Source organism: Rhodococcus sp. 06-235-1A, from assembly GCF_002258785.1.
In the GTDB taxonomy this organism is placed as follows: domain Bacteria; phylum Actinomycetota; class Actinomycetes; order Mycobacteriales; family Mycobacteriaceae; genus Rhodococcoides.
This window is the reverse complement of sequence record NZ_NOYI01000012.1, coordinates 1-19094: the sequence shown is the minus strand read 5'-3', so window position 1 is coordinate 19094 and position 19094 is coordinate 1. Positions and strand designations below refer to the sequence as shown.

18 protein-coding genes are annotated in these 19094 nt (G+C 65.3%); 10 read left to right on the top strand and 8 right to left on the bottom strand.

Going from position 1 to position 19094, the window contains the following annotated elements; genetic code table 11:
- The first annotated feature begins 15 nt into the window (after positions 1–15).
- Entirely contained in the window at positions 16–528 is a 513-nt protein-coding gene (locus tag CH275_RS10465) for a DUF427 domain-containing protein (RefSeq protein WP_094677834.1), read from the top strand.
- A gap of 4 nt (positions 529–532) precedes the next feature.
- Here the strand turns inward: CH275_RS10465 and CH275_RS10460 are convergent, their stop codons facing one another.
- The 3 genes from CH275_RS10460 to CH275_RS10450 are packed head-to-tail and all read right to left on the bottom strand — an operon-like array spanning position 533 to position 4526.
- Positions 533–1576 carry a hypothetical protein gene (locus tag CH275_RS10460; protein ID WP_256990967.1) on the bottom strand — a complete coding sequence of 348 codons (1044 nt, stop codon included), beginning with the start codon at positions 1574–1576 and terminating at the stop codon, positions 533–535.
- Entirely contained in the window at positions 1573–2193 is a 621-nt protein-coding gene (gene bluB, locus CH275_RS10455) for a 5,6-dimethylbenzimidazole synthase (protein WP_179276124.1), read from the bottom strand. The genes CH275_RS10460 and bluB overlap by 4 nt, the downstream gene beginning before the upstream one ends.
- 11 nt (positions 2194–2204) lie before the next feature.
- Positions 2205–4526: a putative bifunctional diguanylate cyclase/phosphodiesterase gene (locus tag CH275_RS10450; RefSeq protein WP_094677828.1), complete on the bottom strand. Its 2322-nt coding sequence runs from the start codon at positions 4524–4526 to the stop codon at positions 2205–2207.
- 119 nt (positions 4527–4645) lie between these two features.
- Between CH275_RS10450 and dinB the strand changes: the two genes are divergently transcribed.
- The gene (gene dinB, locus CH275_RS10445; protein WP_179276123.1) at positions 4646–5833 is read left to right on the top strand and encodes a DNA polymerase IV; all 1188 of its coding nucleotides are present in this window, start codon (positions 4646–4648) and stop codon (positions 5831–5833) included.
- A gap of 4 nt (positions 5834–5837) precedes the next feature.
- Here the strand turns inward: dinB and CH275_RS10440 are convergent, their stop codons facing one another.
- Positions 5838–7235: a cytochrome P450 gene (locus CH275_RS10440; RefSeq protein ID WP_094677826.1), complete on the bottom strand. Its 1398-nt coding sequence runs from the start codon at positions 7233–7235 to the stop codon at positions 5838–5840.
- A gap of 88 nt (positions 7236–7323) precedes the next feature.
- Here CH275_RS10440 and CH275_RS10435 point away from each other — a divergent pair, with 88 nt between their 5' ends.
- Positions 7324–7893 carry a TetR/AcrR family transcriptional regulator gene (locus CH275_RS10435; RefSeq protein WP_094677824.1) on the top strand — a complete coding sequence of 190 codons (570 nt, stop codon included), beginning with the start codon at positions 7324–7326 and terminating at the stop codon, positions 7891–7893.
- A gap of 22 nt (positions 7894–7915) precedes the next feature.
- Positions 7916–8194: a DUF2277 domain-containing protein gene (locus tag CH275_RS10430; protein ID WP_094677822.1), complete on the top strand. Its 279-nt coding sequence runs from the start codon at positions 7916–7918 to the stop codon at positions 8192–8194.
- Here the strand turns inward: CH275_RS10430 and CH275_RS10425 are convergent.
- Positions 8191–8610 carry a helix-turn-helix domain-containing protein gene (locus tag CH275_RS10425; protein WP_094677820.1) on the bottom strand — a complete coding sequence of 140 codons (420 nt, stop codon included), beginning with the start codon at positions 8608–8610 and terminating at the stop codon, positions 8191–8193. The two genes, CH275_RS10430 and CH275_RS10425, sit on opposite strands and share 4 nt — an antisense overlap.
- Before the next feature lie 291 nt (positions 8611–8901).
- Between CH275_RS10425 and CH275_RS10420 the strand changes: the two genes are divergently transcribed.
- Positions 8902–9573, top strand: a complete 672-nt coding sequence (locus tag CH275_RS10420; RefSeq protein WP_143546752.1) for a hypothetical protein — start codon at positions 8902–8904, stop codon at positions 9571–9573.
- A 22-nt stretch (positions 9574–9595) separates the two neighbouring features.
- On the opposite strand, the gene CH275_RS10415 is transcribed toward CH275_RS10420, so the two are convergent.
- Positions 9596–10759, bottom strand: coding sequence for a globin domain-containing protein (locus CH275_RS10415; RefSeq protein WP_094677816.1), 1164 nt, complete (start codon positions 10757–10759; stop codon positions 9596–9598).
- Positions 10760–11004: 245 nt separating this feature from the next.
- Here CH275_RS10415 and clpB point away from each other — a divergent pair, with 245 nt between their 5' ends.
- The 5 genes from clpB to pyrE all read left to right on the top strand — a co-directional run bounded on the left by clpB (position 11005) and on the right by pyrE (position 16941).
- Positions 11005–13551: an ATP-dependent chaperone ClpB gene (gene clpB / locus CH275_RS10410; RefSeq protein ID WP_094677814.1), complete on the top strand. Its 2547-nt coding sequence runs from the start codon at positions 11005–11007 to the stop codon at positions 13549–13551.
- A 93-nt stretch (positions 13552–13644) separates the two neighbouring features.
- Positions 13645–14553 (top strand): hypothetical protein, encoded by a 909-nt coding sequence (locus CH275_RS10405; protein ID WP_094677812.1) that lies wholly within the window; start codon positions 13645–13647, stop codon positions 14551–14553.
- Positions 14554–14638: 85 nt separating this feature from the next.
- A complete protein-coding gene (locus tag CH275_RS10400; protein ID WP_094677810.1) occupies positions 14639–15649 on the top strand; it encodes a hypothetical protein in 1011 nt (336 codons plus the stop codon).
- Positions 15650–15706: 57 nt separating this feature from the next.
- Positions 15707–16288 (top strand): LemA family protein, encoded by a 582-nt coding sequence (locus CH275_RS10395; RefSeq protein ID WP_256990966.1) that lies wholly within the window; start codon positions 15707–15709, stop codon positions 16286–16288.
- A gap of 104 nt (positions 16289–16392) precedes the next feature.
- Positions 16393–16941, top strand: coding sequence for an orotate phosphoribosyltransferase (pyrE, locus tag CH275_RS10390; RefSeq protein WP_094677806.1), 549 nt, complete (start codon positions 16393–16395; stop codon positions 16939–16941).
- A 21-nt stretch (positions 16942–16962) separates the two neighbouring features.
- On the opposite strand, the gene CH275_RS10385 is transcribed toward pyrE, so the two are convergent.
- Both CH275_RS10385 and CH275_RS29470 read right to left on the bottom strand, forming a co-directional pair.
- Positions 16963–17571: a class F sortase gene (locus CH275_RS10385; protein ID WP_094677804.1), complete on the bottom strand. Its 609-nt coding sequence runs from the start codon at positions 17569–17571 to the stop codon at positions 16963–16965.
- A partial coding sequence (locus CH275_RS29470) for a hypothetical protein (protein ID WP_094677802.1) occupies positions 17558–19094 on the bottom strand: 1537 nt, incomplete at its 5' end. The genes CH275_RS10385 and CH275_RS29470, both read right to left, overlap by 14 nt.

Genomic DNA, 19094 nt, shown 5'->3' with positions numbered 1-19094 from the left:
TGGCAACATCGAAGGATGAGTCCACAATTGCCGAGATCCGTCGTTCCAGAGAAGCCGAAGCCGGGCCAGGAATCGGTCTGGGATTACCCCCGTCCACCCAAGCTCGAGTCCTCGAACCGTTCCCTCGTCGTTCGGCTCGGAGGCGAGGTGATCGCCCGCACCACCGCCGCGTATCGAGTACTCGAAACGAGCCACCCACCGACCTGGTACATCTCTCCCGCGGACATCGTGCCGGGCGCATTGACGCCGTCCGCGGCCCGGTCGACGCACTGCGAGTGGAAGGGCGCGGCCACGTACTGGGACGTGCACGGCGGAGATGCCGTTGCACCCGCCGCCGGTTGGAGCTACGAGAACCCCACTCCTCGCTTTGCTGACATCGCCGGCTACCTGGCATTCTCACCGAGCCGACTCGACTGCGAGATCGACGGCGAAGCGGTCCGACCCCAGGAAGGCGGGTTCTACGAGGGCTGGATCACCGACGACGTCGTCGGGCCGTTCAAGGGAATCCCCGGCTCCTACGGGTGGTGACGCCCTAACCGACGGGCAACTCGGCACGGGTGATGATCTGAATCGAACTCGCCGCACCGGGGTCGCTGCCGGTCACCAGCACGTTTCCGTTCCGCGGATCGACGGCGACGGAATTGGCCTGCGTCACCGTCGGGACGTAGCCCAGTATTCGTGGAGCGGCGGGATCCGACACGTCGACCACCCGCAGTAGGTTCGACGCCGTCAATGTCACGAACAGCAGCTGACGGGCAGGGTCCACGGCAAGCCCGTACGGGTTGCCGGGTGCATCGATCGACGCGATCTGACGAATGCCACCGGCGGCGTCGACCGATGTGAGCAGGACTGCTCCGCCGTCGGTGTCGGCGAACCCGGCCGTCGTCTCGTTCACCGCCACCGCGTGCGTGAGTTTGACGCCGATCGGTGCCTGCGCCACCTCTCGCTGCGTCGCACCGTCGTAGACCCAAACGCCGTTGCCCTGCACGTCCGCGACGGCAGCGAACGGACCCAGAGCTGCCGCACCGCCGGGCTGGACAGGGCCCGGCGGTAGTTCGGACACGACCGACCCGTCGCGCAGGAAGATCACTCCGCCACCCATCTCGTTGGTGGCCACGACGGTGCCGTCGGAGGTCTGCACCGCATCGTGTGGCTGACGGCCGACACCGGTGGCTGTGGACAGAATGGCACCGTCGGTGAGCGCGACCGAGAGCAGTTCGTCACTGCCTTCGAGTGGAGCCAGCACCGGCCCGTCCGGACCGGCGAGGGAGAGATGTCGCGGCGCTCCCGTCGTCGGGACCATCTGCCGCACGGCACCGGTGGCCGCGTCGAACAGCACCACGCCGTCGGGATCACGGACCCCTGCCGCTGCGATGCCGGATGTTCCGACCACGACACCCTCGGGTGCGCCCGCAAGTGGAACGACGGTACCGATAGGGTCGGCAGAGTCCGGGGCCTGTGCCGGCTCGGCCGCCGGAGTCGTTGCGGGAGGCGTGGTTTCGCCGGGAGTGTCGGCAGAGCAGCCGGTCACCAACAGGAACGCGGCCGCCACCGCAACCAGGCGCGCCCGCATCATCGGCGGTACTGCTCGAAGTGCAAGGCGTCGTCCAGTGGACGGCGAGTGCGCCAACCGAAGCGCTCCAAGTCGGGTACCTCCTGGAATGATTCGACCGGGCCCACACACAGCCACGCGATCGGGCGGACCGGCGCTGGGATATCCAGAAGCTCGGTGAGGTATGCCTCGTCGTAGAACGAGACCCAGCCGACGCCGACGTTCTCGGCTATGGCTGCCAGCCAGAGGTTCTCGATGGCGAGTACGGCGGAGAACAGTCCGGTGTCGTCGACGGTGTCGCGGCCCAGCACGTGGCGTCCTCCACGGTTCGGATCGTAGGTGACGACCACCCCGGTGCCGCTGGTTTCGATTCCTTCGATGCGGATGGGGTCGAACGTCTTTCGGCGTTCGTCGTCGAGTTTGTCGGCGAAGTCCTGTCGGCAGCCCGCGACGTGGGCGGCGAATGCGCTCAAGGTGTCGGGCTTGCGGACCACGACGAAGTCCCAGGGTTGGGTGTTTCCGACACTCGGGGCCTGATGGGCCGCGCCGAGGATGCGTCGGAGCGTGTCGTCGTCGACGACGGTTCCGTCGAACTCGGCTCGAACGTCTCGGCGAGATCGAATCGCGGCGTACACCGACAGGGCTGCCTCGGTCATGGTATCCGTTCTCCTGTAGCAGTTTTCAGACGAGCATTCAGCTCGGCGACGAGTGCAGGCAGTCGGTCGGGCGATGTGGGTCGGCCGAGGTGGTATCCCTGGGCCCGCCCGCATCGCAGCTCGCGCAACGCTGTCAACGTCACTTCGTCCTCCACGCCTTCGGCAATCACCGATAACCCCAGCGTACGGGCGAGCTCGACCGTCGATCGCACGATGGCGGCGTGCGCGGGATTGTGGGCCATACCGCCGACGAAGGTTCGGTCGATCTTGAGCTCCTGCACCGGCAATCGTTCGATGTAGGCGAGCGAGCTGTAGCCGGTGCCGTAGTCGTCGATGGCGACCTGCACGCCCATCTCTCGCAGAATCGACAACACCTCGGTGGCACCCGCGGGGTCGGTCATGGCGGATGTCTCGGTCACTTCCAGTGTCAATTGACCTGCCGGACAATCGAATGTGGCCAGCGCGCAGCGCACCTGGTCGATCAGGGTGTCGTCGAACAGGTTGCGGGTGGAGATGTTGACGGCCATCTGAAGATCCAGTCCATCGTGCGCCCACACGCTGCGTTGCGCGAGTGCGTGGGTGAGGACGTAGCTCGTCAGTGGTCGGATCAACCCGGTGCGTTCGGCGGTGGGCAGAAATTCGCTGGGAGAGAGCACCGTGCCGTTCGGGTGATGCCACCGCAGCAACGCCTCCACTGCGACGACTGTCATCGACGAGAGCTCGACCTGCGGCTGATAGTGCAGTTTCAGTTGGTCCGATTCGAGTGCTGTGGTGAGCTCGCCGAGCATGATCAGTTGTTCGCTCTTGTCCCGGTCCATCGATCGGTCGTACGACGCGACGCGCGACTGAGTTGCCTTCGCCGCCTGGACGGCGAGATCGGCGCGCTGCACGAGGCGATCCGGGGTGGTGTCGTCATCACCTTCGGTAGTAGGTGAACCGGAAGCCATACCCACGCTCGCCTCGATCAGCAGCGTCATGTTCCCCACCTCCAAGGGTGTGGCGAACTGCAGTTGAATCTCGCGCGCCAGCGAGGTCGGGTCCATCGATTCCGTTGCGCCGAACAGGGCGAATTCGTCACCGGCCAAGCGCGCCAACAGTATCGAGTCGTCGACCACGCCTCGCAGTCGATCGGCGACCGCCACGAGAACCTGATCGCCCAGCCCGCGTCCGAAGGTGTCGTTGATCTCCTTGAATCGGTCGATATCGACAGTCAACAGCGTGGTGGCACCGGAGGTGCGCCAGATCCGGTGTTCGAGCGCCCGCACGTTGGCCAGTCCGGTGAGGTGATCGGTGTCTGCCACGGCGCGCAGCTGCACGGTTTGAGTGTGCAGCAGCCGCAGTAGGTCGGTGATACGCAATATCACCAGGATCACCAATGCTCCCGCGCACAGCAGCACCGCCCAACCCCACTGGGCGATCGGTTCGTCGCGTATCACCTCGATGAACATCACGATGGGAGCGGTCAGGGTGGCCGCCGTCAGCACGACGACCGTAGGGGTGGTGAAGGACGCCATCAGGTGGGCGTCGGGTTCGATGCGCGGACTCGTGATTCGCCGCATGGACGGATGTAGGGCGGCGACGCCGATGAGGACGTAGGACGTCGTCCATCCGACGTCGAATAACCACCGTTCCGACGCGGACTCCGCGACGAGCGAAAAATTGCTCACGGTGTCGGTGACGACCAACAACAGAACTGCCGCTGTCAACAGTCGGTAGGACAATGCGCGCCACTGCCGCGAGCCGACGAAATGGGCCAGTAGCCCCAGCAGGAAGATGTCCATGGCGGGGTACGCGACGTCGACCAGACCTGCGATCCACGAGCTCCCGCCGTCGCCGAGCGTCGGCTGCACTGCGAACACCCAGGTGAGCAGTCCGAACGCGACCATGACGATGGCGCTGTTGGCGACATGCCCGCGTTCGCTCGATCGCCACTTGTGCCGGACCAGCAGAAACAGTCCGAGGCCGTAGATCGGGTAAGCGACCAGGTAGACGGCATCGGCCAGGGAGGGGTAGGGCACGCTGCCCTGCGTGATGTAGATCCACTCGTAGGCGATGTCACCGACCACCCACAGCGCCGTGCCCAGGGCAATGGTCAGCCACGCGGCGCGGTTGCGCGGCCGGTGCATTCGGGTGCCGATCACGGTGGCGGCCACGGCCGAGGCACCGACGAGCACGAAGACCGACTGCGCCCAGGTGATGCTCGGCACCACGAAGTACGCGACGCAGCCGAGTACGCCGAGCGCTGCGTACCACCGCCACCAGGCCGTCACGATTCTCTCCAGCCGTTCACGCCGATCCGACGGCTTCAACAATGTCATACCGACGTGATGTGGGTCACCTCGTCCACCCCGATTGCTCGAGTCGTGTGTCGAACGGTGTCGGTACCACGTGCGAGCATGGTTTCGTGGAGTCCAACGGCAGACCCGTGGCGAGCATCATGCACGCCGACCTGGACTCTTTCTATGCCTCGGTGGAGCAGCGTGACGACCCTCGGCTGCGCGGCAAGCCGGTGATCGTCGGCGGGGGAGTGGTGCTGGCCGCCAGTTACGAGGCCAAAGCGTTCGGGGTGCGCACCGCAATGAGTGGCGGTCAGGCCAGGGCCGTGTGCCCGCAGGTCATCGTGGTTCCACCTCGCATGGAGGCGTACTCACAGGTGAGCAAGGATGTGTTCGACGTCTTTCACGACACCACCCCCTTGGTGGAGGGCATCTCCATCGACGAGGCGTTTCTCGACGTCGGTGGGTTGCAGAAGATTGCGGGCAGTGCGACGGAGATCGGACAGCAACTGCGTCGCGACGTCGCCGAGCAGGTGGGTTTGCCCATCACCGTCGGGATCGCCACCACCAAGTTCCTGGCGAAGGTGGCCAGTGCCTTCGCCAAGCCCGACGGGCTGTTGCTCGTGCCGCCCGGCGGCGAACTGGAGTTCCTGCACCCGCTGAACATCGAAAGACTCTGGGGCGTAGGGAAAGTGACCGCCGAGAAGTTGCACGTTCTCGACATCAGGACCGTCGGCGACATCGCGGCCTACGGCGAGCGGTCGTTGGCATCGGTGTTGGGTAAGGGGGCGGGAGCGCACCTGTACGCACTGGCCATGGGACGCGATCCCCGCCGCGTCCAGCCCGGCAAGTCGCGCAGTTCCATCGGTGCGCAGCGGGCACTCGGGCGCGGTAAGCACGATGCAGCCGAGGTGGAGGCCTCGTTGATCGGGCTCGTCGATCGCGTCACGCATCGGATGCGCGGCGCGCACCGAACCGGACGAACGGTCATGTTGCGCTTGCGTTTTGCCGATTTCACCCGCGCCACCCGGTCGCACACGCTCGATCGCGCCACCGCGGACACCCGAGATATCCTGGACGCCGCACTCGAACTGCTGCGCGACGCGGCACCGCTGATCGCAGAGAAGGGCATCACCCTCGTCGGTGTCACCGTATCGAGCATCGACAAGAGTGGCGCGGAGCAACTGGAACTGCAGTTCGACGCACCGTCGGTGCGCAGGCCACCGGAGGCTTCGGCACTCGACCGGGCTCTCGATGGGGTGCACAAGAAGTTCGGCTCCACGTCGTTGACGCGCGGGGTGCTGCTCGGCCGCGATCCGGGAATCTCGGTGCCACTCCTGCCCGACTGACCGACTACCGTCGTGTGGTCGGCTGCACTCGAAAGCCCGTGGGCATCATGGTCAGTCGTTCCTGAACCTTCAGGTGGTACGACGGGTCGGCTCGCAGATCGAAGCGCTGGAGAATCGTTCCGAGTACCAGGACCGCCTCGTGAATGGCGAATTGCCTACCGATGCAGGCGCGTTCACCGGTACCGAAGGGCTTGTAGACGTGAGCCGGTCTGGCCTTGATGCGGTCGGGTAGAAAGTTGTCCGGGTCGAACTCGCCGGGACGATCACCCCACACCGGATCGCGGTGCAAGGCCGTCACCAGAACGATCGCCCAGTCGCCGGCCGCCATGTGGTACCCGTCGCCCACGACGGTGTCGGCCCGTGCTCCGCGACCGAATGCCGGGACCGTCGGCCACAGGCGGAGCGCCTCGTCGAGGACCCGGCGGACGTATCGCAGCTTGGGGACCTGGCCGAACTCGGGCTTGCCCGTGCCCCAGACCTCATCGACCTCGGCACGCGCGCGCTCGAAGACCTCCGGATGCGTGGCCAAGTAGTACAGCGCGAAAGACAGTGCACCCGAGGTGGTCTCGTGGCCGGCGATCAGGAACGTCAGGATCTGGTAGCCAATGTTGGCTTCGCTCAGCGCATTCGGATTCTCGGCGTCGCGTGCTGCGTCCATCATGATCTGGAGCAGGTCGGTGAAGTCTTCGCTGGACCGGCGTCGGGTTCTGACGACATCTGCAAGGACATCGGCCAGGTACTGCTTGTTGTCCGCGTACCTGCGATCGGACCGGGCGAACAGCGGCTTGGCGAATGCAGGGATCGACAGCAACGATCGCCGTTGGTTGTACGTCAGTGCGCCGACCATGGCGGCCACGAAGGGGTGCGGCTCGGCGCGCGCGAACGAGCCGAAGCTGTAACTGAAGCCGGTGCGTCCGATCGTCTCGAGTGTCAGTTTCGTCATGTCCGAGGAAACGTCGGTGGACGTGCCGGTGCGAGAGTGACCTTCCCAGTTCTCGATCAAACCGTCGGCGACGTCGACCATGATCTCGTGGTAACCGCGCATGGCACCGGCGGTGAACGCCGGGCGCAACAGATCATGGGCCCGTTGCCAATTCGGTTCGTGGTTGTAGGCGGTGAACAGACCGTCGGCCCCGATGTCCCGTAGATTCTCGACTCCCGGGGGCAGGAACTTCTCGAAGCGTTTCTCGTCGCACAGCTCGCCCACCACGTCGGCACCGGACGCGAAGACGAAACGCCGTCCGAGGACGTTGCGCTCGAACATCGGGCCGAGTCGACCGGCCAGGGCGGTCGAGTCCTGGATGGGGGTGCGGGGATCGACGCCGACGATATCGCCGAGCACGGGAAGCCGGTGCGGGGGATGGGGCAGGGAGCCGCCTCGTACTGCGAACTGTGTCGACATCGCCACTCCATGGGTTCGACTTGTTGAATCGGTGTCCAATAGTGACCGTACTCACTGTTGAACTCGTGTCAAGTAAAGTTCGAGGCCCATGACCCGAAAGCGGATGACCCCAGCGCAACGGCGCGCGCAGCTGCTCGACATCGGTTCGAAGCTGTTCGCCGAGCGGCCGTACGAGGACGTGTGGATAGAGGAGGTCGCCGATCTCGCGGGCGTCTCGCGGGGGTTGATGTACCACTACTTCCCGTCCAAGCGGGAATTCTTCGTCGAGATCGTCCGGACCGAATCGGAGCGAAACCTCGACGTCACCGCGCCGGACACCTCGCTGCCGGTCCTCGAACAGGTCGCCGCCGGTCTCGACGCCTACATCGCCTACTCCGACGAGCACGTGCACGGCCTCCGCGCCGTCAACCGTGGGTCCTTGCTGGGAGACCATCAGATCAACGACATTCTGACGCGGGAGTTCGCGGTCCAACAGGAGCGGATCCTCGCCGCGCTGCCGGCGGCATTCGCAGACGACGAGATGGTACGAACAGCGCTGCTGGGCTGGATCGCATTCGTGCGAGCGGTGTGCCTGGATTGGGTGGAGCGCAGAACCCTCGACCGTGAGCAGGTTCGTGAGCTGTGCCTTCGCGCGCTGTCGAGTCTTCTCGAGGTGTGAGCTGCGGGGTTATCGTCGACACATGTGCCGAAACATCACCACCCTTCGAGGGTTGGAACCACACGCAACCGACGAGGAAGTCGAAGCCGCTGCCCGTCAGTACGTCCGCAAGATCAGTGGCGTACAGAAGACGTCCGACGCCACGCGCGACGCCTTCGAGCTGGCCGTCGCCGAGGTGACCGCAACGACCCACCGGCTCCTCGATGCGCTGCCCGAGCGGCGGCAGCCACCTCCCACGGTGCCGCCGCTGAGGCGTCCGGAAGTGCAGGCGCGAATTGCAGCCAAGGCCGGTGCCTCCTAGCGGGTGCTGTCCGGCGGTATTTCCGGGAGTCCCTCGCTCACGCGGAGCTTCTCGGCCATCGAGCTGAGTAGATTCTGCGATTCCTCGGACAGGTCGAATGCCCGCGCGGACAGGCGGCGTAGGCCGTATCCCTTCAGCTGGGTGAGCAATTCGAGATCGTGGTCGACCTTGTCCGCATAGATGTCGTCGAAGAAGTAGTCGGGCTTGACCTTGAAGAAGGCAGCCAGTGCCGTGACGGTGTCGGTGGAGGGGTTGGTGCGTTGCCCCGATCGCAGTTGCGAGATGTAGGGCTTGGAGATGTGGCGTCCGCGCAGGGCGAGGGCGTCGGCGACTTCGGCATTGGTGTGCGGCTTGCGTCCCGGCGGGTGGATCGTGGCGAAGAGATGATTCAGACGAGCGGCGAAATCAGCGGACATCGGGGATGTGGTTGCCTTCCTTACACGGCCGCTGCCCACCGGGCAGATCGATCCGCCGCGGACCGAACCGGTTGATACTAGCGGCTACTTCACGTCTGCCGGACCATGGCTGACCTGCAGAAACTCAGCCGAAGATCGTACTGATCGGTTTCTTGTCCGGGTGGGTACACCGGCCGGTTTCCGTCAGGGCTGCCTCCGGTCCAGGAGGATCGAACGAATGGTTTTCCGCGGAACCGTCGGCACGATCGGAGCCTCGGTGGCAGACTGTCTTGCCAGGCGAAGGGGGTGGAGATGACCGATCGTCGACGACGAACGTTCGATTCACGAGACGGTGACGCGGAGGTGGTCGAGCCACTGCTGCGCGCAGTGCTGTCCTACGCTCCACGGGACGAGATGCCCACGCCGCATCCGTCCGAGGGAATCATCCTCCGGGCCGAGAACGGCTCCGGCCAGGTTCGGCTCGAACTCGCATTCGCGGACGATCTCGGGCCAGGTATTCCCGGGCCGTTCGGGTCCAGGTTCTATGAATGCGGTTCCTTCGAAGTGGTTGTGCCGCAACGGGATCTACGAGACGGTGCATTGCTGATGATTCATTTGCTCGATGCGCGGGCTCCGCACAGATTCGAGTTCGCAACGTCGATGCCGTCGCAGTGGAGTCTTCGGCTCGAGCACGACGGCTCGGTGTCGGTGCTCGACGAACTCGGCGAGGCCGTGATCTTCATCGGCCGCCCGTGGGCTTTCGACGCCGATCTACAACCGGTTCGTGTGCACTACACCATCGAGAACGGCCTGCTGGTGCAGAACATCCAGGCCACCGCCGACACCGGGTATCCCATCCTGATCGACCCCGACCCCGATGCGATCATCACCGGCGACGGTCGACTCGTCACCGAGACCTGGACTCCGCGACTGGTGGCGGGCGGGATCGTCGAGGATCTGCCGCCGAAATCTTTGTCGAGCTGATTTCCTTGCGGCGCAACGTGAATCAGAACGGGTCGTGCTGAACGTGCTCCATCGGAGTGCCGACCTTGCGTAATGCGTACAACGTGGTGCGCACCATCGACGGTGACCCGCAGATCTGAATCTGCCGATCGGCCCACGAACCGAACTGGGTGACCACCTTGCCTACGGCACCGTGCAGCCGGTGGTGCATTCCCCACGGTAGGTCGCGCTGCGGGCCCGAATACCACCACGGATTCTCGAGTTCCTCGGTCACCGGAACCACCGTCAGCCACGGATTCGACAGCGACAGCTGCCACAGAGTGTCCAGATCGTAGAGGTCGCACGGATACGTCCCGCTGACGAACAGATGCACCCGCGGATTGTTGCTGCGCTGAGCCATGTCCATGACCTGCGCACGCAGCGGAGCCAATCCTGTGCCTCCCGCGATCATCAGCACATCCTCGTGAATGGCGCGATCGATGTGCATCCCACCCAACGGCGGACTGATGAACCAGCGATCACCCACCGCCGTCTCGGTGACCATCGCCGGAGACACCCAGCCACCGGATACGCGTCGAACATGGAACTCGATCTCACCGTACGGATTGCTGGGAATGGCAGGCGACAGATAGCGCCACAGCTTGGGTCGTTGCGGAATCTGCACGCTGACGTACTGACCCGGGAAGTACGGGATCTCGCCGTCGGTCTTGAGTCGCACCACGGCAAGGTCGTCGAGAATCCGCTGATGTTCGACGACGGTGGCACTCCAGAACGGCGGCAGTTCGTCATCGTCGGCGGCGACGGCCATGGCATCGCTCACCACGGTGAGGGCGTCGTGCCAGGCCTTCTCGACTTCGTCGTTCCACATCTCGTTGCCTGCGAAGGTGCGGAACGCGTTGATCAGAGCAGAGCTGCCGGCGCGGAAATGCGCGCCCGAAATTCCGTGTTTGCGATGGTCTCGGCCGAGTTGCTCGAGGAACGGCTCGATGCGGTCGTCGTCGTCGAGATGCTCGAAGATGTAGCCGAGGGCCAGTACGAAGTGCTCGCGCAGTGCATCCATCGACGCGGGGAACAGGGACCGGAAGTCGGGGTACTCGGCGAAGAGGTGGGCGTAGAAGGACCGGGACAGGCGCGCAGGGCCGTCCTGGGCGGCCACGACGGACTTGAATCCGGTGCGAACCAGGGAGATCGTGCGTGCGTCGAGCATCGATCTACCTCCACCCCACCGATTGCCCCACCCGTTACTGCTGTCGACCGTCACCAAAGTAGACCGAACGAGGATATCGCGCACGTCACAGAATTCGTGGGGCTTCCTCCTCGTGCGCGTTTTGCGTACCTCTGCCTACGCAAAACGCGCACGAAGAAAATCAAGGTTGAGCGGAACAGACTCAACTTGTCTATGGTTGTACCCAGCGACAGTCACGAAACCCGATCCGAGAAAGAAGGTGACCGGTGGACAGTTTCACTCCCACCACGAAGTCGCAGGCAGCGCTTTCTGCTGCACTGCAGGCCGCATCCGCGGCCGGTAACCCGGATATTCGTCCGGCACATTTGTTGGTGGCGTTGCTCGATCAGACCGACGGCATCGCCACACCCTTGCTGAAGGCCGTCGGCGTCGACCCTGCAACGGTGCGTCGAGAAGCGCAGAACCTCGTCGACCGCATGCCCTCGGCATCCGGCTCGACCACCACTCCGCAACTCGGCCGTGAAACCCTCGCCGCGATCACCGCCGCGCAGCACCTGGCCACCGAACTCGACGACGAGTTCGTCTCCACCGAGCACCTCATGGTGGGCCTGGCGACCGGAAGTGACGACGTCGCCAAGCTGTTGACCGGCCACGGAGCCGGACCCAACGAGTTGCGCGACGCCTTCCAGGCCGTCCGTGGCAGCGCGCGGGTCACCAGCGCAGATCCCGAGAACACCTACCAGGCGCTGGAGAAGTACAGCACCGACCTGACCGCGCTGGCCCGAGAAGGCAAGCTCGATCCCGTCATCGGCCGCGACACCGAGATCAGACGCGTCGTGCAGGTTCTCTCGCGACGCACCAAGAACAACCCGGTGCTCATCGGCGAGCCCGGCGTCGGCAAGACGGCCATCGTCGAGGGGCTCGCGCAGCGCGTCATCGCCGGCGACGTTCCGGAAAGCCTGCGCGGCAAGACCGTCGTCTCGCTCGACCTCGGCTCGATGGTCGCAGGCGCGAAATTCCGCGGTGAATTCGAGGAGCGGCTCAAGGCCGTGCTCGACGACATCAAGAACTCCGCCGGCCAGGTCATCACGTTCATCGACGAGCTGCACACCATCGTCGGAGCCGGTGCTACCGGGGAATCGGCGATGGACGCGGGCAACATGATCAAGCCGATGCTCGCCCGCGGCGAACTGCGTCTGGTCGGTGCGACGACACTCGAGGAGTACCGCAAGTACATCGAGAAGGACGCCGCCCTCGAACGTCGCTTCCAGCAGGTCTACGTCGGTGAGCCCTCGGTCGAGGACACCGTCGGCATCCTGCGCGGACTCAAGGAACGCTACGAGGTGCACCACGGCGTCCGGATCACGGACTCCGCCCTGGTCGCCGCCGCCACACTCAGCGACCGGTACATCACCGCGCGGTTCCTGCCGGACAAGGCCATCGACCTGGTCGACGAGGCCGCGTCCCGCCTGCGGATGGAGATCGACTCGCGCCCCGTCGAGATCGACGAGGTCGAGCGCGCCGTCCGTCGCCTCGAAATCGAGGAGATGGCCCTGGCGAAGGAGACCGACGACGCGTCGAAGGCTCGGCTCGACAAGCTCCGCCAGGAGCTGGCCGATCTGCAGGAGAAGCTCGCCGGGCTCAGCACCCGCTGGCAGAACGAGAAGAACGCCATCGACTCGGTGCGGGTCCTGAAGGAAGAGCTCGAGAACCTGCGCGGCGAATCCGACCGCGCCGAACGCGACGGAGATCTGGGCCGGGCCGCCGAGCTGCGCTACGGACGTATCCCGACTCTCGAGAAGGAGCTCGCAGCCAAGACCGAGGACTCGCCGGCGCAGGGTGACGTGATGCTCAAGGAGGAGGTGGGACCGGACGACGTCGCCGACGTCGTCGCGGCCTGGACCGGAATCCCGGCCGGCCGGATGCTCGAGGGCGAGACCGCCAAGCTGCTTCGCATGGAGGACGAACTCGGCAAACGAGTCGTCGGACAGAAGGACGCAGTACAAGCGGTGTCCGACGCCGTCCGACGCTCCCGCGCCGGAGTGGCCGATCCCAACCGTCCGACGGGGTCGTTCCTGTTCCTCGGTCCCACCGGTGTCGGCAAGACCGAGCTCGCAAAAGCGTTGGCGGAGTTCCTCTTCGACGACGAGCGTGCGATGGTGCGCATCGACATGAGCGAGTACAGCGAGAAGCATGCCGTCGCTCGACTGGTCGGTGCACCTCCGGGGTACGTGGGCTACGAGGCCGGCGGGCAGCTGACCGAGGCGGTACGCAGGCGTCCGTACACCGTGGTGCTCTTCGACGAGGTCGAAAAGGCGCACCCCGATGTGTTCGACATCTTGCTCGCCGTCCTGGACGAAGGTCGCCTCACGGACGGTCAAGGCCGGACCGTGGACTTCCGCAACACGATCCTGATCCTCACTTCCAACCTCGGTGCAGGCGGCACCAAGGAGCAGGTGATGGATGCGGTGCGGCGTTCGTTCAAGCCCGAGTTCGTCAACCGACTCGACGACGTGGTGGTGTTCGACGCGTTGTCGGAGGATCAGCTCGAGTCGATCGTCGACATCCAGCTGGGCTTCCTCGCCAAGCGTCTTTCGGCCCGTCGGCTGACGCTGGAGGTGTCTTCGCCCGCGAAGATGTGGCTCGCCGCCCGCGGCTACGACCCGCTCTACGGTGCCAGGCCGCTGCGTCGGCTGATCCAGCAAGCCATCGGCGATCAACTGGCGAAGCTACTGCTCGCCGGAGAGGTCCACGACGGCGACGTGGTGTCGGTCAACGTCAGTCCGGATGGCGACCATCTGATCCTGGGCTAGTCGCGGTGCAGGAAGCGGGCCCGCACGAGCACTGCTCGTGCGGGCCCGTTCTCTGTCTTCACCTGCGCAACACGTGGTAGGTACCCTCGTGGAATGACGAATCCGGACGACCCGCGGTCACCTCGAGAACGCGATCAGGACGCAGCGGAGAGCAACCAGCCCGACGGCGCTCAGCCCACCGAGGCGTATCCGACGCAGGCCTACGGAAGCCCGGACTACCAGAACCCGCAGTACCAGAACCCGCAGAACCAGAACCCGCAGTACGGGAATCCGGACCCGCAGGCCTACCCGCCCGGTTACCAGCCCACCCAGGCATTTCCGCCGTACGACCCCGGTCAGCAGGCAGCGGCAAACCAGGCCTACGGCCAGACTCAGCAATACGGCCAGCCGCCGCAATACGGCCAGGCTCCGGGTTACGAGACCCAGCAATACGGTCACACCCAGCAATTCGGGCAGCCGCCGGAGTACGGCGCTGCGCCGCCCACCGGCGAATCGAACGTCGCAGATTCCGGCAGCAAGGGTCCTCGTCCGTGGGTGCTGGCACTGATCGGACTCGTCGTCCTCGCCATCGTCGTGTTCTTCGGAATTTCCTTCCTGAGCGGAGGATCGGACGAGCCGAGCACCACAGCGACCGGTCCGTCGACGTCGACGTCGATCAGGCCGCCCACGTCGAGCGCGCCCACGACCACCCCGCAACCCACCGAATCGAGTGCGGCCACCAGCCCTGAGCTGATCCCCGGTGGAATCCCGGAGATTCTCGGGCAGTTGGGCTCGGCGGTGGGGACGATCACCACGAACGACGGTTCGACACTGACCATCGACGGTCTGGACGGCGCGCCCGTGACGATCGAGACCACCCCGCAGACGCAGGTCATTTCGCTCGGTGGCGGCGATGTTGCGTCGCTGACCGTCGGAGCAGCAGTTGTGGTGCAGGGCGAGTCGGTCGAGGACGGAACGATTCGCGCCAACGTCATCATCGAAACTCCGAACCTCGGCGGATAGCCGACACGGGTAGAGGTAGGGACCGTTCACAGGACGTGGCGGTGGTGGGCGGCGATGGCGTCGATGTCGATTAAGGTGGTTCGCGATGACGGCAATGTGGTTCGGCCTTGCGGCGATTGCACTGATAGGTGCAGTGGCGCTGCTCTATCTCGACAGGTCCAAGCGAGATCAGTCCGGGCGCCTGCGGCAGATGTGGGCCAAGGCACAGGGGTACGAGTATCGACCGCACGATCGAGAACTGGTCGCTCGGTTCTCTCGCGCGGTCCTGTCCAAGCCCGAATTCGACGTTGCTCTGGGAGTGGTGACCGGCGTCAGACGGGGTGAGGAGTTCGTACTCTTCGACGTCGAGGAAACCGGCACCATCGTGGCCGTGCAGCGCTCGGTCGGTTCCGACGTCGACATCGACCTGCGACCCCGCTCGACGCCACCTCCACGGGACGAGGACATGGAACTGCTCGGTTCCATCGGTCCGCGCGTGGTGTTCGCGACCGACGTCGACATTGCGCGTCGCGTGTGTGACCAGCGAATGGCCGCGTTCACCGAGTCCGTTCCGGCGAATCTGCAACTGCTGTGGAGCGAAAAGGACTGGACGCTCGGGTCGTTGCCGCTGGGCAGCTCGGGCCGCGACTGGGATGCAGCCATCGACGCAGTTGCGCGACTGTCGGGCATGCTGCACGTCCTTCCTCCTGTTCGTGGCACCGCGGTCTACGGCGCCCGCGTGGGAGGCGTCGACCCCGGCCGTGATCGAGGGGATCCAGGCCGGCCGCTGGTCCAGGAGGCTCGCACCCAGCACGCTCGCACGCCGCAGTCGGACACGGCCCAGCCGCGGGTATCGGAACCACGCGTCCAGGAACCTCGCACCTCCGCACCTCGGACCCCCGCACCTCGGAACCCCGAGCCCAGGAGACCTGAGTCGCGGGTCCAATCCCCGCAGGAACCGCGCCCCCAGGAACCGGGTCGTAGGCCGCGTCCGCCCAGGCCCGATGCAGCCGGCCCGCAGGCTGTACGCTCGCCCGATCCGTCGCGCTCGGTACCGCGTCCGCCGACTTCGCGTCCGATTCCGTTCGATTCGGAGCGCCGTCGCAATCAGCCCTGATTCATTTCGGGCGTGTTTACGGGCCCGGAAGCGCTGGCGCGGCTAAATTCGTACCCTGTGACTGTTTCTACTGCTGTGGTTGTTGCGGTTCTGGTTCTGGTGGTCGTCGTAGTCGGGTATGTGGCGAGCACCGTTCGTCGGCTCGGGCGGTACCACGAACAGACGCAGCAAAGCCTGCGGTTGGTCGAGATCGAACTCGACCGGCGTCACGAGCAGTTGGCTCCGTTCCTCGACGCCGCAGAGGCGTCGGGGTTGTCCGGTGATCCACTGCGTCAACTCGGTGGCGCTCGTTCCTGGTCCAAAGCAGTGCGCGATCGCGGACTGGGTCTGCAGGCGCAGGCGGCCGCCGAAAATGCCCTGTCCGCCGCATTTCACAGTGTGGTCGCAGAGGCCGAGGCGAGTCGGAACACATTGGGTAACTGGGCATTTCATGGTCCGGCCGGTGATCTGGCCGTCACCGAGCGTCGAATCGCCGGTGCGGTGCGGGTGTACAACGACACCGCTTACCGCCTGTCCCAGGCGGTCGACACCTTCCCGTCCTCGATCGTTGCCAAGTCTCGTTCGCTCACCGCGGCCGAACCGTTCGTGGAGAAGCGGGAAGTACCCGACGAAGAGCTGTCGGACCACATAGCCGCGTAAAGGCATGTAGGCGGGAGTGGAGGCGGCAAGAACGCCCCATTCCGTCGGTGGGTAAGTTCTTATCGACCGATCCAAGATCCGTGGTGCGATGAGAGGAACCCGACATGGCCGAGAGTGCCGCGAGTTCGGACCGGCAGGAACTGGCCGATTTGGTGAAAGAGCTTGCCGTCGTGCACGGGAAGGTCACGTTGTCCTCCGGCAAGGAAGCCGATTACTACGTGGACCTGCGTCGGGCGACCTTGCACCATCGGGCGGGTGCGCTGATCGGCTCGCTGATGCGTGACCTGGTTGCCGATTGGGACTTCGCGTCGGTCGGCGGTCTGACCATGGGCGCAGATCCGGTGGCGATGTCCATCATGCACGCCGAGGGTCGTCCGATCGATGCGTTCGTGGTGCGCAAGGCAGCGAAGGCGCACGGCATGCAGCGTCAGATCGAGGGACCGGACATCGTCGGCAAACGCGTTCTGGTGGTGGAGGATACGACGACGACCGGAAATTCACCGCTCACTGCCGTCAAGGCTCTCCGCGACGCGGGCGCTACCGTCGTAGGGGTTGCCACCGTGGTGGACCGCGCGACCGGGGCGGACGAGGTCATTGCCGCCGAGGGGCTCGAATATCGGTCCTTGCTCGGCTTGGCGGACCTCGGTCTGTAACCCCGGTCGCGAAAGGTCTTGTCAGCGAACGAGTTGCGCGACGACGACGAAATTGTCGTCGGTCGGTTCGCCGCCTTGGACGTCGCAGTTGGCCAGAATCAGGCGGCCCGGGACCGAGCGTCTGAGGTCGTTGTCGGCCAACAGTGATCCCTTCGGCAGTGGGCCCACCGATTCGACCGCGTATTCCAGAGTGCCGCTTGCCGTACGCAGCACGACCGTGTCGCCGGGGGTCACCACGCGCAACGCCTTGAACGGGGCGTCCCGCTTCGAATAGTTGTGTCCGGCAACCACTACCGTTTGTTCGGTCGAGGTTCCCGGCATGCCGCTCTCGGCCCACCAGGCCGGTAGCTCGTCGACCGGGTTCAGTACCTGGCCGTTCTCGCCGCCGCGGTAGAGCGGATCGGGATGGATGGGGCTGCTCAGGTAGGTCGTTCCGTCCGAAGACCGGAGTTCGATGTACTCCGGCTGAGCGGGAGCGACGTCGCCCGCCGTTGCAGCCGCTGAAATCTGTGACTGCACCGGCGAGCGATCGGGTGCGGCGATCCCGACTTCGTCACTCGCACAACCTGATACGAGTAGGACGAAGGTCAGGATCGCCGTCCACAGCCAGTGGGTACTACGAGGTGGCATCGGTGGAGCTGCGGCGACGCAGGTAGAACGCTCCGCCTGCCGCGGCTACCACGACAACGCCGACTCCGGCGAGGATCACCGGGGTGTTGGACGAGCTGTCCGATCCGCCCGACGCCTCGTCGGAGGAGTCGCCGAGAGCGAGATCGACCGGTGGCAGATCGCCGGCGACGCTGACGACACCGTTCTCGTCGGTGGTGAAGTAGTCCGCCACTGTGAACGAACCGTCTTCGTTCTTGACGCCGACCAGCGAGACGCCGGTCTTGTCGACGACGACGGTGTTCTCGTCGACCTCGGTGACCGGAACATCCTCGCGGACAACATTTCCGAGGTTGATGGTCCAGCTGAACTTCGGTCCGCTGGCGGCCAATTCGGCTGCCTCGGCCTTGAGATCGGCCTCGACCTTGGCCTTGGCATCGGAGTTGGCCTTGGCCGTTGCTGCTGCGTCCTGAGCGACCTTCAGCTGTGCCGCGGCATCGGTGGCCTTGGCCTTCGCACTGGCTGCCGCGTCGGCCTTGAGCTGTGCCTCGGCCGCCGTAGTTGTCACGGCGGCCTCAGCGTCCAGCACTGCCTGCGCGGCCTTGTCTGCCTCGGCCTGCAACGCTGCGATGTCGGCACCGGACGGCGCTTCGTCGAGTGCTGCCTGAGCAGCTGCTGCCGCCGCGGCCTTCGCGTCCGAATCAGCCTTCGCCGCATCGGCCTTGTCGCGAGCATCTGCCGCTGCCTTGCCTGCCTCGGTGTCTTCACCCGCAGCCGCATCGGCCGCGGCCTTCAGATTCACCGCGTTCTGCTCGGCCATTGCGGCCACTGCGGCGGCGCTCTGGGCCTCGATGTGCAGAGCCAGCGACTTCGCCGCCGTGGCGGCTGCGGCCTGCACCGCTGCCGTCACCTTGGCCAGGTTGAAATTCTTGAACGAATCCTGAACGGCCTGGACCGAGGCTTCGAGCGCCTTGGTCGACGCCTCGGCCTCGACCTTGGCTTCGGCGGCAAGCTGGGCCTTTGCATCGGCATCGATGCGGGCTTCAGCCGCTGCCGCCGCAGCTTCGGGGTCGCCCGCTGCGGCCTTGGCTTCCAAATCTTTGGCCGTGGCTTCGGCGGTCGCTGCCGCGGTGGCTGCGCTGTCAGCGGCCGCTTTGGTCTCGTTTGCCTTGGTCTGCAGTTCGGCAGCAGTGTTCTTGGCTGCGGTGACTGCCGCACTGGCAGCCTGGCTCTGGACTTTCGCGGCAGCGGCAGCGGTCACGGCGGCCTTTGCCTTGACATCGGCCTCAGCGGCAGCAACCTCGGCCTGGGTGGCGTCGGTGCTCGCCGCGGTGTTGTCGGCATTGGCCTTGTCGAGACGTACCTGGGCTGCGGCCGATGCTTCGGCGGCTACCTTGCTTGCCGCCTCGGCGTCGGCGATGGCCTTCTTCTCGGCGTCCGAGAGCTGCGGGATGATATCGAGACTGACCGTCGCGGTGCCGTCGTCGTTCATGACGATGCCGGGCACGATCTGTGGGAGCGGACGGATGTCGGAGGGGGCCGCGGGG